We start from the raw sequence: 14,666 nt of genomic DNA, 5'->3' as shown, positions 1-14,666 counted from the left end.
CTGGGTTCGCCGGTCGTGTGGATACTTTGATAGTTGCGATTTCAGGTGACCCGTTTGTGCGCGACCTGCTCGCTGATTTTGGCCGAACGACGATTGCTCGCATCAGTGTGTTAGCCACGCCAAGGCGCGCGATGCGTTCTGTGTGTGCTGTGTCCAGCGTGCGATGGATGATCTCGATGCGACGCCTGCGCGACGACGGATATATCGCCCCGGTTCGCTATGCAGGCGCAAGGCCGCTTGCAGACCCTGCGCGACTCGATCACCGGCATCCGCAGCGACAGCGCTGAGGCTTACGCATTAAAGGAAGCATCGCTTTCATCAGCAGCTGCACCACTGCGCAGTGCACCTGCAAGATCAACGCACGCGATGCATCACACCTGGGCTGCAGTGCCGTCGATGCCGTCGTCGCTCGGCACAGTTCCCGTCTGCGCGAAGGTCTCCACCAGCCGCACGATGCGCGCTTGCGCCGCGATCTGCTGCAACTCCGTCTGCAAACGCAGCACGCCCGCGAGCGGACCGGCAGCCGCCAGCGCCGCGCCCAGCACCTGCGGCAATGCACTCAGCTCGCGCAGCCACGTTGCGGCACCTGCCACCTGCAGACGCGCAGCGTGATCGAACTGGTCGTAGTCCAGCGGATACACGATCGACGGCAATCCCGCGGCCAGGCAGGCATACAAAATGCCGGCACCACCGTGGTGCACGACCAGATCGTAGCGATGCAGATGCTGCGCGTAATCCACATACGGCAGGCGCCGATAACTGCCCTGCGCATGCTGGTGCGGCGCGGTTGTATCGCCATCGCTGAAGTGAAAGATCACCTCGGGAAACTGCGGCGCCAGCGCGCGCAGCACGCCATCCATGCGCTGCTTGACCCATTGCAGATGCGTGCCCAACGTGATCAGCACATGGCGATGACCAGGGACGAATTCGGGAGCCGCCACGGTCGATGGCGGCGTGCACAACTGCGGCCCGACAAAGCGCAGCGCCGCCGGCCAGCGCTGCGCGAATTCGAACGACGGCAGCCCCAACGCCAGAATGCACTGCGGCGAATACACCGCCTCACTGCGATCGCTGCGGTAGAGCGCCAGCAAGCCGCAGGCACGCATCTGGTGCCGATAGCAGGCATGCAAGCTGCGCTTGAATCCGCGCGTAAGCCGCCGCGCCAACCCATGCCAGACACGCTGACGCATGCTGGTTGCAGGCAGCAACCCACCAAAATAGGCGGGCGGGCCATCATGGGTTTCGATCACGCAGGGCGACGGCATGCTGGTCCACCACGCAATCCCCATGGCCTGCGCTGTCAGCCCGGCGCTGGGCAGGGTGAAATCGACGATCACCAGATCCGGCCGTCGCTCGCTCCAGCGCTGCTGCAATGCAGTGCCCACACCTGCCATCAGGCCGAGCGCATCGTGCAGCTGTCGGCGTAGACGCAACGGGTGATGTCCCACGGCGTGTGGCGGGTTGGCGATCTGCATCAAGACGCGATCGGCCTGCGCGTCCAGCACGCTTGCCGCGTACACCCCGCAGGCAGCGATACGCGCCTGCGCCGCCGGCGTGCTGATGACGTGGACGTCGTGCCGGGCCGCGAGCTGACGCGCAATGGCCAGAATCGGATGCAGATGGCCGCTATAAGGCGGCGCGATCAGATCAATCCGCATCTGCGCCGCTTTGCACATGCTGCTCGACCTCGGCAACAAAGGCCTGGCAGCTGGCAAGCACCGCTGCATCGCGCAAATAATCCATATGACCGCAGGCCGGCGTCAGCTCAACCGCACCATCGAACAGCGCGCGCGAGATCCGATCGCCCTGCCCTTGCACTACGCGCACGTGACCGAATGCAGCAGGCGTCCGACAGACCGGGCCGTACGCAAACACGGCCAGCCGCGCACGTAGCGCGTGCGGCAACTGCAGTGCGGTCAGCAACTGCAGCCCGCAACTGCCGGCCAGCAGCACCGTCATCGGCATCTGCTGCAGCAGTGCACTGACCCTCGCGCGATCAGCCTCTGCAACGCGACCGGCACGCGCCTGCAGATAGTGGCGCGCGTTGGACAGACTCGCACGCCATAGCGGCGTGCGCCGGTGTGGAGCACTGTCCGGCCAGTACGGGTAATTGCACGCGATCAGTCGTCGGCGCGCGCCTTGCAGCGCGTGCAGAAATTCGTGTTGTTCTGCACTCAAGGCGCAACGTGCCGGGTCGCTTTGCCCGGTCAGGAAGGCGATCTGCAGCAGCGCGGCGTCACTCCGCACGAAAGCACCCGTTCGACAACACACGGTATCGGCGGGTGCGCCAGCGAATGGTACGCACCAATGCGGCATGCAGCAGATGCAGCGGTTGCAGACACTCGGCGCAGAGCGATAACAGCGGGCGATGGCGCATCGCACCGGTCGTACGCCATTGCACAGCGCAGAGCAGCACTGCGCGCAGCAATAACGTGACGACCACGCCTACCCCCACCGGCCACGAAGGCCACACGCAGGCGCCGATCAACATGGCAACCAGCAACAACGGCGGCAAGCCCTGCAAGATGCCGATGGCGCTACGCGTGCGCGCACGTTGTTGCCGAAGCAGGATCAAGGCGAACAACATCCAGCGATGCATCTGCCGCGCGTAGCTGTGCAGATCCGGCATCGCGGTGCGCATCGCCACCGGCGCAGTGGATTGCCACAGCCGCCCACCGCGTGCGCGGACCAGCGTGGCAACCGCCAAATCGTCGGTCAGTTGCTCCAGCAACGTGGCAAAACCGCCCCAGGCACGCAGTTGCGCCGTGCGCGCGGCGTAGCACATGCCGTTGATGGTCAACGGCGCCGCGAATGGCAGCCAGCCCAGATAGGTAAGCACGGCATTGTTGTTGACGAACTGCGACAGCAGGCGGCCTGCCAAGGTGTCGTTGTCGCAGTAATACGGCAACGCAGTCACCACGTCGGCGTCGCTCAGATCCTGCAATAGCTGCACCAGCGCGGCTTCGCTCAGCTGCGCATCGTCGTCCAGGATCAGGCAGATCGGCGCATGCACCTGGGCAAGGGCGTACTCGAGCTTCCACGCCTTGGGATTGATGCTGGCCGGCGCCGCAGGCACCAGCATCCGGGTAATGCGCACCTGCGGATACTGCATGATCAGCGCATCTGCGACCGTGTTTCCCGCCGCATCGTCCGCGTCCAGCAACCAATAGAACTGCGCATGCGGCAGCGCCTGCAGATTGGCCGCCAGCACACTCTGCAAATGCGCGTCACCGCCCAGAATCGGCTGCAGGATCGCCACCTCTGCCTGGGTACCGGCAAGACCGCGTGCTGGCCGTGCGCGCGCGTCACGCATGACCCACAGCGCCGCGCCCGCCTTCACCACCAGCAGGCTCAGATACAGCGCGGCCAATGCGAGCACGGCTACACCCACTGCGCCGCCTGCCAGCGCACGAAGGCCTCGATACCCTCCTCCACGCCCACGCTGGGCGCCCCCAGATCGGCAAGCATGCGTTGCGGATTGAAGGTCTTGGAGTAGGCAAACGCACCGACGCCGAACCGCGTGATCGGCGGCTCGCCGCGCAACCGCAGCACGCGATAAAGACCTTCCACCACGCTGGCCATACGCAGCGCGGTGCCGATGCGCACTTCGCGTTGCGGCAACGGCAGTTGCAGGCGCGCCAGCACATCCAGCACCGTTTGCTGCAGATCCACCGGCTGCGCGTTGGTGAGGTTGTAGGCGCGCTGCAGCTGCGGTGCCGTGGCCGCGCGGTAGAGGTAGTCGCAGAGCGTGTCGATATAGATCAGATCGCCGATCACCGGCTGGGTCTGGCCGACAAAGCGCGGCAACGCGCCCTTGCGCGCAGCGGCAATCACGCGTGGGAACAGCACCGTGTCGCCCGGTCCGAATACCGCGCGCGGGCGCAACACCGATGCCTGCCCCGGATAGCGCTCCAGCAAGGTTTCGCCGAGGTATTTGGTGTGGGCGTACGTGTTGACGAAGTGCGGGCCGATGGGGCTGTCTTCATCCAGATCGTATTGATGCGCCTCGCGGTAAAACACCGAGCTGGAGGACACGTACAGCAAGCGTGGGCAGCCGTTGCGCATGCAGAAATCGATGACATTGGCGGTGGCCTGCACGTTGTGCAGTTGGAACTGCGCGCGACTCCCCCACGGGGATGCCAGTGCCGCCGCGTGGATCACCACGTCCGGCTGCCAGTCCAGCGAAAACGGTTGGCTCAGATCGATGCGGTGATAGTTGGGTAATTCGCTGGCACGACGCCCGATGCCGTGAATCTCCACATCGGGTTGTCCCTGGAAACGGCGCATGAAGGAGCCGCCGACAAAACCGGATGCGCCGGTCACGAGAATGCGCAGGCTCATCGCCACTCCGGTTGGTAACGGTCAAGACTGGGTTGGCAGTGCGAGGGCAGGATCGCCAACTCAGGATGCGCCTGCGACAACCCATGCAACTGCTGCACGGTGCGCTGGAAAGCGCTCCAGTCGTGCATCAGCAAACGCGTGGGCCACGCCGGCCACTGCAATGTTGCCCAGGTGGCCGACGACCACACCGCATCTGCGCAGAGCAATACCTCGCGATCATGCTGGTCGCGTAGCCACAGGCCCATTTGCCCGGGTACGTGGCCGGGCAGCGGCACGGCAAGCACGCTGCCGTCTTCGAACAGATCGTATGCCGTGCCCAGGCCCTTCCAGGCGCCGCTCAGCTCGCGCTGCGGCGCCTGCTCGGCAAACTGCAAGCGTTGATCGAAATCCTCCGGCAGTAGCTGCGGCAGCAAGGCACGACGCAATCCCCCCAGGCGCGAGCAACTGCGCAGCTGCTGGTAGTCCGCACGCAGACAGAGGAAGCGTGCGTTCGGCAGATCGCGCAAACCGCCTACGTGGTCGGCATGAAAATGCGAAATCAGGCACCAGGCAATATCGTCCAACTGCACGTCGCGCCGTGCCAGCTGCGCGCGCAGGGTTTCGTGCGTGGGCAAGGTCACCGGGGTGGTCCAGCGATACAGACGCTCCGGCCAGGGATCGGTGGCCTGGAAAAAATGCGTGGCGTAGCCGGTGTCGTAGAGCATCGCCCCGCGCTGCGGATGCCGGATCAACACACTCAACGCGGGAAATTCCACCGCATGCCAATGGCCGTCCGCACGCACCATGCGCTCGCAATGCCGGCAGTGGCCGACGCGCAACAGCTCGAGAGAAACGCGCACGCGCATCAGTAGCGCAACACCATGCCGCCGATCGCCAGACCGGCGCCGGTGCCGAGTAGCGCGAACACGTCGCCACGCTGCAATTGCCCATCGACGCAGGCGTGATGCAAGGCATGCGGAAGCGAAGCGGCCACCTGGTTGCCGGTGGCGTGCAGGATGCGCACGACCTGATCGCTGCGTAGCCCCAGCGCGCGCACCACGTGATCCAGGCCACCACCGGAGGCCTGATGCGGCACCAGGTAACGCAGTTGCGCCGCGGTGATGCCGGCATCGTGCAACAACTGTTCCCAGAATGCCGGCAGATGCCGCGCCGCAAAGCGGTAGGCGCTGCGCCCATCCATCCAGAATGCGCGCGACGCATCGGGCGCGCTGTCTTGGTCATGCGGTGCGCGGGTACCGCCCCCGCGAATGCGGCATACATCTGCGCCGCTGCCGTAACTGGACAGGCGACTGGACAGCAAGGCAGAGCTATCGTCAGCGCTGCTACGCCCGACCACCACGGCCGCAGCGCCATCGCCGAACAGACCGGCGGTGGCCGGTACTGCCTCGTCCAGACCGGCCGATGCCACTTCGCTGGAGACGATCAGCACGCGTTGGTAGCGGCCCAGCGCCAGCGCATTGGCGGCCATGTCCAGCGCAACCACAAAGCTCAGGCAGGTTGCATTGACATCGAAGGCAGGGATGCCGGAATCGCCCAGCCCCAATGCGCGCTGGATCAACACCGCCTGGCAGGGGATGGGCTGCTCCATCACGCTGCAGGCAGAGATCAGGCAATCGATCTGGCTGCTGTCGATGCCCGCGTTGGCCAATGCCTGCTGCGCGGCGGCGGCCCCCATCGACGATGCGGTCTCGCCCTCGCCGACGTAATGGCGCGTGGCGACACCCAGGCGCGCAAAGGTGGTGCCGGCCGGCAACTGCCAGCGCGCGTCCAGCGCGTGCGAAGTGACTTCCCTGGCCGGGAGGTGGCGCCCGGTACCGAGGATGCGCAGCGGCAGTGCGTTCAACGCGGAGCTCTCAGTGAACAAGGCGCGCAGCATACCGTGGCTGGCGGGGCTGGCCTAACCCAAGGTGACAGCGATGAAGCGGCGATGCGCACGAACGAACGATGACCGAAACAGCGGTCGCTCGACTGCCGCCCGGCGGCGGCTGATGAGCCGGTGCACTGCTACCAGCGCCGCACGTCGCAATCACTGATTGCCCCCTCGCCCGCCGGCAGCTCTACGACGAGCTCATGCGCGATGGCGGTCGCTCAAGGCGCCTCTACCTCGTACCCCAGCGCCTGCAATCGCGCCAGATAGCCGTCCGGCGTGGTCATGCGGCTGATCGGCAGTACCGCGAAGGTGCTGCGATTGCGTTGCAGCGCGGTGGTGGCGATGCCGAGCCAATGTTCGCGCATGCGCCGCTCCAGATCGTCGATGCCGCGTTTTCTGGCGGCGCCGGAGCTGGCCATCGCGCTCATGCAGGCCGCTTGCGGATCTTCGCGCGGCAATTGACGCAAGGCCTCGATATCGCCCACCGACCAGGCGTTGGCACGCTCGACCATGGTCGGCAGATCGCGCTCCACCGTCACCAGGATGCTGCGAAAGCAGGCGGTGTCGTCCATGCCGCCGGCACGGAACTCCTTGAGCGCCTGACGCGGGTCCTTGATCTTGTAGTCCAGCGCGGTTGGCGTGGGCTTGATGCCTGCGCGCTTGGCGGCGCGTTCCACCACCGACCAGATCACCGGCGAACGGGCCAGGCCGGAGCGCTTGATCGCCGCCTGATACAACTCGCCGGCCGCCAGCATCGGGCGTTTGCGCTCCACGCCACGATCGCTGCCGATGTAGCGCGCCTTGGCCACAGTCCAGCGCGCATAGAGATCGGCAGGCAACACATCGCGCAGTTCGCGGTCGTCTTCGTTCTTCATCGCCTTCATCGCCGATGGCAGCAAGGTCAGCTTGCCGAAGAAGCCCATGTCTGCATCGACCTGCACGGTTGGCGCCATCAGTACCTGCTGGGACTGGCCGATGATGGTTTCCACCTCGGCCGACTGCCATTGCAGCCGTTTCGGCAATGGCGACAAGGTGCCGAGGATCCACAACACGTGATCGCCCTTGCTGACCTTCCACAAGCCCGGGCCGGGCTGCACGCCGCGCACCACCATCGCCTCCAGGTCGACCACCGGCGGTGGCGCGGCCGCTGTTTGAGCCGCGGTCTCGCTGGCCGTCGCCAGCATCGATGCCAGCATCAAGCCGGCGCCCCATAACGTTGCCCTGTATCGCATCACATGTCGCCCCTGTTTGAGGCGGACAGTACGCCAAGCCCGCACGCGCCGCGTTAGGGAAGCGTTCGGCCGCACGCGGCGCCGCGATCGATCAGCCGCGATCGATCAGCGGGGAGCGCGTGTTGCCAGGTGGGTAGCCAATGGCGAGGTGGCGTCGAGCAGCGCAAATCCCTCCCACACGAATCCCGGCGACACCGTGCAACCCACCAGGGTGAAGTCGCCCAGCGAACGTGCCGCCTGCCACTGCCCTGCGGGAACCACCTGCATCGGTTCGCCACGGTCGGCGGCGTCCAGAATCAAGCGCTGCAGCTGCCCGCTGGCCTCGTCGTAAATCAGCAATTCCAGCGCATCGCCTTGTTGCCAATGCCAGCTTTCCTCGGCATCGACGCGGTGCCAGGCACTGCATTCGCCGGCAGCGAGCAAAAAACGGATCGCGGTCAGCGCAGGGCGGAGCCGGCCGTTGTCGCTGACCTGACGCTCGGAGGCATACACGCGGCGAAAGTGCCCGCCTTCCGGATGCGGCGACAGGTCGAGCGAGCGGATCAGGGCGGCGGCAGTCGGATGCATGCGTGCATGCTAAGCCCAGACGCCGCCGCCATGCATCAGGGCAGGTGCTTGCCCGCGCGCAGACAGGTACGGAAGAACACCAGCAGGTCCCAGCTATAGCGCTTGAGCAGACGGCGCGGCTCGTGGAGCAACCGGTACATCCATTCCAGATGCAGACGCTGCACCCAATCGGGCGCACGCTTGGCGGTGCCGGACAGAAAGTCGAGCAGCGCACCGACGCCGAACACCAGCGGCACATGCAGCGCCTGGCTGTGATCGAGAATCCAGCGCTCCTGCAGCGGATTTCCGAACGCGACCAGCAGCACATCGGCACCGGAACGGTTGATGCGCTCGGCCAGACCTTCGCCCGCCGCGGCAAATTCGCCGTAGCCATCGCACATGCCGACCACCTGCTGGCCCAACCTATCGGTCAAGGTCGCCGCCGCAGTCTTGCCCACGCCAGGGCGTCCACCCAACAGGAAAAACTTGAGCGGTTGCGCAGCCTCGCGACACAGATACGGAATCAGATCGGTGCCATTGAGGTTGCCGGCAAAGCGGCGGCCATGAATCAGCCGCGCCGCCAGATCCATCCCGATGCCGTCGTTGACGATCCGCACGCTGGGCTCACGCATGCGCATCCGTAGCGCCTGGCACTGCACCACAAAATTGGTGTTGGCGAAGAACACACGGCGTGGCTGTCGCGCGGCCACTGCATGAAACAGATCCAGCGCGAATGCCTCCTGCGTGGTGGACAACACCGGAAACCCGCCCAGTGGAATCACCACGCCCGGCGGCGTGGCGACGGCGGCAACGGTCGTTGTGTCACTGTCCACACGCTGGCCCTGCATCATCGAATCACCAAAGGTCGTAGGGGAATGCAGCCAGCAAACCGGCCTGCAGTTTTTCCAGATCGAACGCGCCGTTGCCGCCCAGTTTCAGACACTCTTCGACGTTGTTGCCCGAGTGCCACTGCGTGCGTCCGGTGCCGTAGTAGTAATCGTCATACTTGAAGCGGTCTTCGCCATTGCCCCAGTCCAGATACACCGCCGGAATGCCATAGGCTTCAGCAAGAATCAGGCCGTGCAGCGAACTGCTGACCACCAGCTCGGCACCCAGCAGCTGGCTCATGAACGTTGCCGGCTTGACGTTGGGAAACACCAGGTGGTCTGCGTACGCGCTGTACTTTTCGACCGGCTCGTTGAAATGCGGAACGATCGCAAACGGACGCTTTTCCACCGCGCCCAATGCCTCGGCCGGGAAGAACATCGGGGTCAGCAAACCCGGGTCGCCATAGACTTCCGGCACCGCGATGCCACGGTCCAGTAGAAATTGACGGGTCTTGGGCCCGCGCACTGCACGCACGTCGAGCGTGCTGAAGGTATTGCGCTCGGCCGGAATCTTGCCGTTGATGCCGCTGCCCCAGACGGTGTCGCCGTCTTTGGCAAAATGCAGCACTGAGCCGATCGCGATGAGCTTCTTGCTGAGATCGCGCTTCTCGATCAGGGTCTTGTCTTGCAAGGAGAGCGCGCAGGACACAATCACCTTGGACAGGTGATCCCCCATGTTGACGCCAGCGTTTTTCGGCTGCCACCAGAACAATGCGCGACGTTCTGCGTGTTCTATCCACTTCTGCAGCAAAGCGTTGGCCATAAAGAAGGGTCTCCTGTCTCAAACGGGTGAGGTGCGCTGCATCAATGCGAGAGCGCGGCCTCCGAGGAAGCACGCGCGGCGGCGCCGGTGTGCTGCGGATACAAACGGGTTTCCGGATACGCGGCTGGATCCAGCACACGGTCGGTGGTGTCGGACCAGTTCAAACATTGGCGGTAACGTACATGCGGCGCGTCCAGCGCCTGCCCGATTGCAGCGACGATCGAATCGGCATTGCCGGGCGTGTAGCCAAAGCGCGACTGCTGGTACGGCCCGACCACCGCATTCGGACACACCGCGGGCAAGCCGAAAAAGTCGTACTGCAACAGCTTCATCGAGCTATCGGCCAGGTACACCGGCACCTGCTCCGACGCATACGGCGCGATGCCGAACCGCGCGTGCTTGATGTAGCCGATCGTCTCGACGTGCTTCATTTCACCATAAACGACGACGTTATCGCCATAGCCCGGGTGGCGGCCCATGCCCGACCCGATCACATGAAACGTGACCTGCGGAAACGCCTTGCTGGCAACGACGAAGAATTCCGGGTCGAACAACATCGACCCTACCGCCACCGCGTGGATTCCTTCGCCGTACGGCGATGGGTCGCCCAGCTGATCCAGGTTGTGATCCACACCATGCCCGACGTGATAGACGTTATCGCGGCTTGCAACTTCTTCGGCCATGGCCGGCGACACCAGCGCGATGACGTCCAGGGTGGGCGCAACCCGGTCGAACTCGCGTTCGATATAGGAGGCGACGTTGATGGTGCTCAATCCATCGGAGGCGCGATACACCAGCTTGGCGGTCGGATTGATGCGCTTGGCGAGCTCGATAAAGGCCACGGCAATGCCGCTTTCGAACACGATGACATCTGCCTCGCGCATCCAGTCCAGCAACTGCTTCGGCGGATGTGCGGCATACCAGCGGAACATCGCATCTTCCACAGACTGCAGCCACGCCCTGCGCGTATTGAACGGATGCACCGTGGTGCGCCAGAGATAGCACTCCACACCCTTGTGCGACACCACGGTATTGGCGGTGTCATCCAGCGGCAGCCGCATATCGCCCTTCATCCGCGACAGCCGGCTGTAACGCAGCGAGAAAAATCGCGTCGTCCCACGCAGCGCGAGCTGATCGGTGATGAAGTGGATGTTGGCGCGGCGTGGCGTACGGTAATCGTGTGCGGACAAGACCAGATAGCAAGGCCGGCGAATACCGGAAGCAGCGGCGGCGGGTGTGTCGCTCATGGGCCGTGTCCTATGAATGAGTGGGAGAAAGCATGCCCGAATGCAGGCGAAGACGGTGTCGATCTCATCGACGTGCCTTGGCCTGACTCAGCAACTTGCGGATGTTGACGATGGAGATCACGTCGCGACGGAACGACGGCCAGATACCCAGCATCAGCAGGCACACTGCAGCCATCGCCGCTGCGCCTGCGGCCAATTGCTGCCATAGCGGGCCGCCAACGGTGATCGAGACGTAATACGCGCAGCCGCCGGCAACGCCATACGCCACCATCGCGCGTACCGCGTTGGTGAACAGCACGCCCACCGGCGTATCGGAAACCTTGCCGACCCAGATCAGCGACATCGGCCAGGTCACCAGCAGCCCGAACGAGTAGCCGACCGCGACCCCCATCGCGCCCCAACGCGAACCGACGAAGATGCAGGCGATCAACACGATGCGGCTGACCAGCGAGAACAGCAACTGCTCGCGCATCAAACCGCGCGCCAGGAACACCCAATATGTAGCGTAGGACGCGGTCTGGAAAATACCGCCCAGTGCGAGCACCTGGAACAACGGCACTGCCTCGCGCCATTGTTCGCCAAGCACCAGCACGATCAACGGCATCGCCACCGCACAGGCGAACGAGAACAGCGCCACGATCAGGTGCACCATCACCGTCTGCCCACGCAGCAGGAATGCACTGAAACGCTCGCGGTCGTCCTGCAACTGCGACAGCACCGGCAACGCCACGCTGGTCGCCGGTGCGTTGATCTGGTTCAACGGCATCATCAACAGCTGAAACGCGCGGTTGTACAGACCCAACGCATCGGGCCCGGTGCGCCAGCCGATGATCACCTGCCCCACATTGCGGCTGGCATAGCCCAGCAACTGCGCGGCCATCAGGTTCCAGCCGAAATTCATGAAATCGCGCATCGGCGCGTCGCGTCGATAGCCACCGGGCAGCCAACGTGCGCAGCTGCCCGCGATCACCAGGTTGACCACCGCCTGCACCACCTGCTGTACCACCAATGCCCAGTAGCCCCAGCCCAGCAGCGCAGCGGCAACGGCCGCGCCCAACCCCAGCACTTGCGAGCCCACATCGCTCAGCGCCACCTGCCCGAAGCGCAACCCACGGCTCAGATGCGCGCGGTATTGCGTGGTCATGCCGTTGATCAGGAACGTCACCGCAAGCGCTTGCGAGATCGTGACCAGCGCCGGCTCTTTGTAGAAATTGGCGATCACATGCGCCGAGGCGAACACCACCACCGACAGCACCAGGCCGATACCGCTATTGATCCAGAACAGGTTGTCGCGTTGTTCGCGGCTGACGTGTTTGGCCTGCACGGCGGCCGCCGACAAGCCGAAATCGCGCAGGATCTCGGCTGCACCGACAATCGCGGTGACCATCGCCATCAACCCATAGTCGTAGGGTGTCAGCAACCGCGCCAGCAGGATGATGCCGCCGAACTGCACGACCATCTTGGCCGACTGGCCCAGCATGGTCACCGCCGCGCCGCCGGCAGCACGCGAGCCCAGGCTGCGTTGCGGCGGCGGTGTGGGAGAAGACGTCGTGGGGGTTTCTGCGGTCACAGCGCGGCGTCTCCATCCTTGCCCAGCGCTTCGAGGTAGGTGCGGTAATGCAGCTGCCCGATGCGCGGCCAATCGCGTTGCGACAGATCCGGTGCCGGCCCGCGCGGTGCGGCGCGCACCGTATCCAACATGCCGGTCAACAGCGCCGCATCGAACTCGCCTTCGTACAGAAACACCCAGCCCGGCCCCACTTCTTCGGCAATCGCCGCATTGGATTCGCTCCACGGCGCCAGCACCGGGCGCGCCAACGACAATGCGAGCAGCAACGTGCCCGAGTTATGCATCTGTCGGTACGGCAACACCACCAGCTCGGCCTCGCTGACCTCGCGTGCCAGCACCGGCTCTTCGACATAGGCGAGTAATGCGCTGATGCGCGGATCCTGCGCACTGGCTTCTTCCACCAGTGTGCGCATCTGCGGCGTGGCCGGGTTACCGACGATGCGTAGATTCACGCGTGGGTCGCTGACCTCGCGCACGACCTCCAGCAGCGTTTCCACGCCCTTGTACGGACGAATCAGACCGAAGTGCAGCAACCGCCCTGGCACCGTGGTGCCTTGCGGCATCGTCGCAAACCAGTCGCGGTAGTGGCCATGCAGGATGGTGTCGGTAAACGGCGGGCGCACCGGCGTGGTGGCATTGATGCGGATCCAGCGGCGCGTCAGACGATCGGTCCAGCGCAACAGGCTACGTTCGCGCCAACCACGATCTTCGTGCGGAGCCAGGTTGTGCAAGGTGCGCACCACCGGCGTACCGGTGACCTGCAACTTCAGCAGCAACAACGCCGCGCAAAGCTGCTTGGCCAGCGTACCCACGGCACTGGGATGGCGCAGCAGGTATTCGGGCCAATGCAGATGCAGCACGTCGTAGTGCGACAGCAAGGCATCGCGCATCGAAAAGAAGCGCGGCTGCACTGCATCGGGCAACGCGTCGTAGAGCTGGGTCAGATACGGGTTGGTGCTGGCATTGGGTTTTTCGGTGGAGAACAGCACCGTGACCTGCGGCTTGGCCGCCGCACGTGTCATTGATGCAGATGCAAGCGCGCTCATCGCGGCGTCTCCTGCGGGCGCGGCGTGCCCAGCGCAGTGTGGTACTCGTCGATGTAGCGCCCCACCACATGCTTCCAGTCGTAGCGGCTCACATAGGCCATCGATGCCGCACGACGCGTTGCGAAGTCGCCATCGGCCGTGAGTGCGAGCGCCTGCACCTGATCGGCCGCCGCTTCGATCCTGTCGCGGTTGACGATCACGCCCTGCCCCGACTCGCTGGCCAGCCGCACGAACGGCGGAATATCGCTGAGGATGGGAATCAGGCCCGCGCTCATCGCCTCGACCGCGGCAATGCCAAACCCTTCGTGGCGCGACAGGCAGACGAAGAACTGCGCCTGCTGCATCAAGGCGCGCAGCTGTTCCTGCGACGGCGACATGCTCAGCTGCACCTTATCCTGCAACCCGCGCTCGGCAATCGCCTTGCGCAAGTCGGCTTCATTCAGATCGTATTCGCGGCCGGCGATGATCAGCTGCCAGTGCGGATCGCGCGCAAGCATCGCCTTCAGCAGCTCCAGCGTTTCGATCAGCCCCTTGTTGACCGACCAGCGCCCGAAATACAGCATCGTCCGACCCGGAGTGGCCGCACCCTGCCCCGCATATTTCTCCACGTCCACGCCGTTTTCGATCACCCGCAAGCGTGCCGGCGACACCACCTTGGCAAATAGATCGCCATCGTTTTCGCTGGTTGCGATCACCCGCGAATACGCCAACGCCGAGGTGCGCGTGAGTGTCTGGAACCACAGCTGCTTCATCCGCGACGCATACGCGGTATGGAAGAACCCACCGTGTGTGGACACCACCATCGGCTTGCCGTGCAGCAGTTTGGTCACTGCCAGATAGTCGTAGAAAAAATCGATTCCGTGCAGATGCACCACATCGGCGGACCCAATCGCACCAAGTACCGATGGCGCCAACGGATAGCGCGACGAACCACGATAGCCAATCCGGCGGATCGGCAAACCTTGATAGGTTTCCTGTGGCGCAAGCTGCGCACCTGGGTCGGTGAACACGCGATCCAGTGTCACTACTTCCACCGTGTCGGCGCTGTTGGCCTGATGCTGGCGGGCAACATTGAGAACGACTTCTTCCATGCCCCCGATCGAGGGGTGGAATTGGCGGACGACATGCACCACTTTCATTACGCCAATCTCCTGTGCCAGTGAC

Annotated in this window: 14 protein-coding genes; all 14 read right to left on the bottom strand. The window is 64.3% G+C overall.

The features are described 5' to 3' along the window. Positions 1–371: 371 nt before the first annotated feature. The gene (locus RQH86_RS08775) at positions 372–1,658 is read right to left on the bottom strand and encodes a glycosyltransferase (protein WP_311240508.1); all 1,287 of its coding nucleotides are present in this window, start codon (positions 1,656–1,658) and stop codon (positions 372–374) included. Then, the gene (locus RQH86_RS08770; RefSeq protein WP_311240509.1) at positions 1,648–2,316 is read right to left on the bottom strand and encodes a hypothetical protein; all 669 of its coding nucleotides are present in this window, start codon (positions 2,314–2,316) and stop codon (positions 1,648–1,650) included. The genes RQH86_RS08775 and RQH86_RS08770 overlap by 11 nt, the downstream gene beginning before the upstream one ends. Then, positions 2,237–3,391 (bottom strand): glycosyltransferase, encoded by a 1,155-nt coding sequence (locus RQH86_RS08765; protein WP_311240510.1) that lies wholly within the window; start codon positions 3,389–3,391, stop codon positions 2,237–2,239. The genes RQH86_RS08770 and RQH86_RS08765 overlap by 80 nt, the downstream gene beginning before the upstream one ends. Continuing rightward, positions 3,382–4,341, bottom strand: a complete 960-nt coding sequence (locus RQH86_RS08760; protein ID WP_311240511.1) for an NAD(P)-dependent oxidoreductase — start codon at positions 4,339–4,341, stop codon at positions 3,382–3,384. The genes RQH86_RS08765 and RQH86_RS08760 overlap by 10 nt, the downstream gene beginning before the upstream one ends. Then, a complete protein-coding gene (locus RQH86_RS08755) occupies positions 4,338–5,186 on the bottom strand; it encodes an MBL fold metallo-hydrolase (RefSeq protein ID WP_311240512.1) in 849 nt (282 codons plus the stop codon). The genes RQH86_RS08760 and RQH86_RS08755 overlap by 4 nt, the downstream gene beginning before the upstream one ends. Then, on the bottom strand, positions 5,186–6,217 hold the full coding sequence (locus tag RQH86_RS08750) for a 3-oxoacyl-[acyl-carrier-protein] synthase III C-terminal domain-containing protein (protein ID WP_311240513.1): 1,032 nt from the start codon (positions 6,215–6,217) through the stop codon (positions 5,186–5,188). Before RQH86_RS08750 ends, RQH86_RS08755 begins: the two co-directional genes overlap by 1 nt. A gap of 212 nt (positions 6,218–6,429) precedes the next feature. After that, positions 6,430–7,443, bottom strand: a complete 1,014-nt coding sequence (locus tag RQH86_RS08745) for a TraB/GumN family protein (protein ID WP_311240518.1) — start codon at positions 7,441–7,443, stop codon at positions 6,430–6,432. 105 nt (positions 7,444–7,548) lie between these two features. After that, positions 7,549–8,010 (bottom strand): cupin domain-containing protein, encoded by a 462-nt coding sequence (locus RQH86_RS08740; RefSeq protein ID WP_115528102.1) that lies wholly within the window; start codon positions 8,008–8,010, stop codon positions 7,549–7,551. Positions 8,011–8,045: 35 nt separating this feature from the next. Further along, positions 8,046–8,840: a WecB/TagA/CpsF family glycosyltransferase gene (locus RQH86_RS08735; RefSeq protein WP_311240514.1), complete on the bottom strand. Its 795-nt coding sequence runs from the start codon at positions 8,838–8,840 to the stop codon at positions 8,046–8,048. A 4-nt stretch (positions 8,841–8,844) separates the two neighbouring features. Next, positions 8,845–9,639, bottom strand: a complete 795-nt coding sequence (locus RQH86_RS08730) for a polysaccharide pyruvyl transferase family protein (protein WP_055851527.1) — start codon at positions 9,637–9,639, stop codon at positions 8,845–8,847. A gap of 41 nt (positions 9,640–9,680) precedes the next feature. Further along, complete coding sequence (locus RQH86_RS08725; protein WP_055851524.1) at positions 9,681–10,886, bottom strand: glycosyltransferase; 1,206 nt, start codon at positions 10,884–10,886, stop codon at positions 9,681–9,683. A gap of 64 nt (positions 10,887–10,950) precedes the next feature. Next, positions 10,951–12,456 (bottom strand): lipopolysaccharide biosynthesis protein, encoded by a 1,506-nt coding sequence (locus RQH86_RS08720; protein WP_311240515.1) that lies wholly within the window; start codon positions 12,454–12,456, stop codon positions 10,951–10,953. After that, entirely contained in the window at positions 12,453–13,502 is a 1,050-nt protein-coding gene (locus tag RQH86_RS08715; RefSeq protein WP_115528105.1) for a glycosyltransferase, read from the bottom strand. The genes RQH86_RS08720 and RQH86_RS08715 overlap by 4 nt, the downstream gene beginning before the upstream one ends. Continuing rightward, positions 13,499–14,641, bottom strand: coding sequence for a glycosyltransferase family 4 protein (locus RQH86_RS08710; protein WP_115528106.1), 1,143 nt, complete (start codon positions 14,639–14,641; stop codon positions 13,499–13,501). Before RQH86_RS08710 ends, RQH86_RS08715 begins: the two co-directional genes overlap by 4 nt. Positions 14,642–14,666 lie beyond the last annotated feature (25 nt).

The sequence above is a fragment of the Xanthomonas sp. WCS2018Noco2-27 genome, from assembly GCF_031843525.1.
Classification (GTDB): Bacteria; Pseudomonadota; Gammaproteobacteria; order Xanthomonadales; family Xanthomonadaceae; genus Xanthomonas.
Note: the sequence above shows the minus strand (reverse complement) of the source record. Positions and strands in the feature narration are given on the sequence as shown.

Coding starts and splice junctions, on each gene's coding strand:
- RQH86_RS08750 (WP_311240513.1), bottom strand. CDS start 6,217: ATGCTGCGCGCCTTGTTCACTGAGAGCTCCGCGTTGAACGCACTGCCG.
- RQH86_RS08770 (WP_311240509.1), bottom strand. CDS start 2,316: ATGCCGCATTGGTGCGTACCATTCGCTGGCGCACCCGCCGATACCGTG.
- RQH86_RS08715 (WP_115528105.1), bottom strand. CDS start 13,502: ATGAGCGCGCTTGCATCTGCATCAATGACACGTGCGGCGGCCAAGCCG.
- RQH86_RS08755 (WP_311240512.1), bottom strand. CDS start 5,186: ATGCGCGTGCGCGTTTCTCTCGAGCTGTTGCGCGTCGGCCACTGCCGG.
- RQH86_RS08745 (WP_311240518.1), bottom strand. CDS start 7,443: ATGCGATACAGGGCAACGTTATGGGGCGCCGGCTTGATGCTGGCATCG.
- RQH86_RS08725 (WP_055851524.1), bottom strand. CDS start 10,886: ATGAGCGACACACCCGCCGCCGCTGCTTCCGGTATTCGCCGGCCTTGC.
- RQH86_RS08775 (WP_311240508.1), bottom strand. CDS start 1,658: ATGCGGATTGATCTGATCGCGCCGCCTTATAGCGGCCATCTGCATCCG.
- RQH86_RS08735 (WP_311240514.1), bottom strand. CDS start 8,840: ATGATGCAGGGCCAGCGTGTGGACAGTGACACAACGACCGTTGCCGCC.
- RQH86_RS08760 (WP_311240511.1), bottom strand. CDS start 4,341: ATGAGCCTGCGCATTCTCGTGACCGGCGCATCCGGTTTTGTCGGCGGC.
- RQH86_RS08740 (WP_115528102.1), bottom strand. CDS start 8,010: ATGCATCCGACTGCCGCCGCCCTGATCCGCTCGCTCGACCTGTCGCCG.
- RQH86_RS08730 (WP_055851527.1), bottom strand. CDS start 9,639: ATGGCCAACGCTTTGCTGCAGAAGTGGATAGAACACGCAGAACGTCGC.
- RQH86_RS08710 (WP_115528106.1), bottom strand. CDS start 14,641: ATGAAAGTGGTGCATGTCGTCCGCCAATTCCACCCCTCGATCGGGGGC.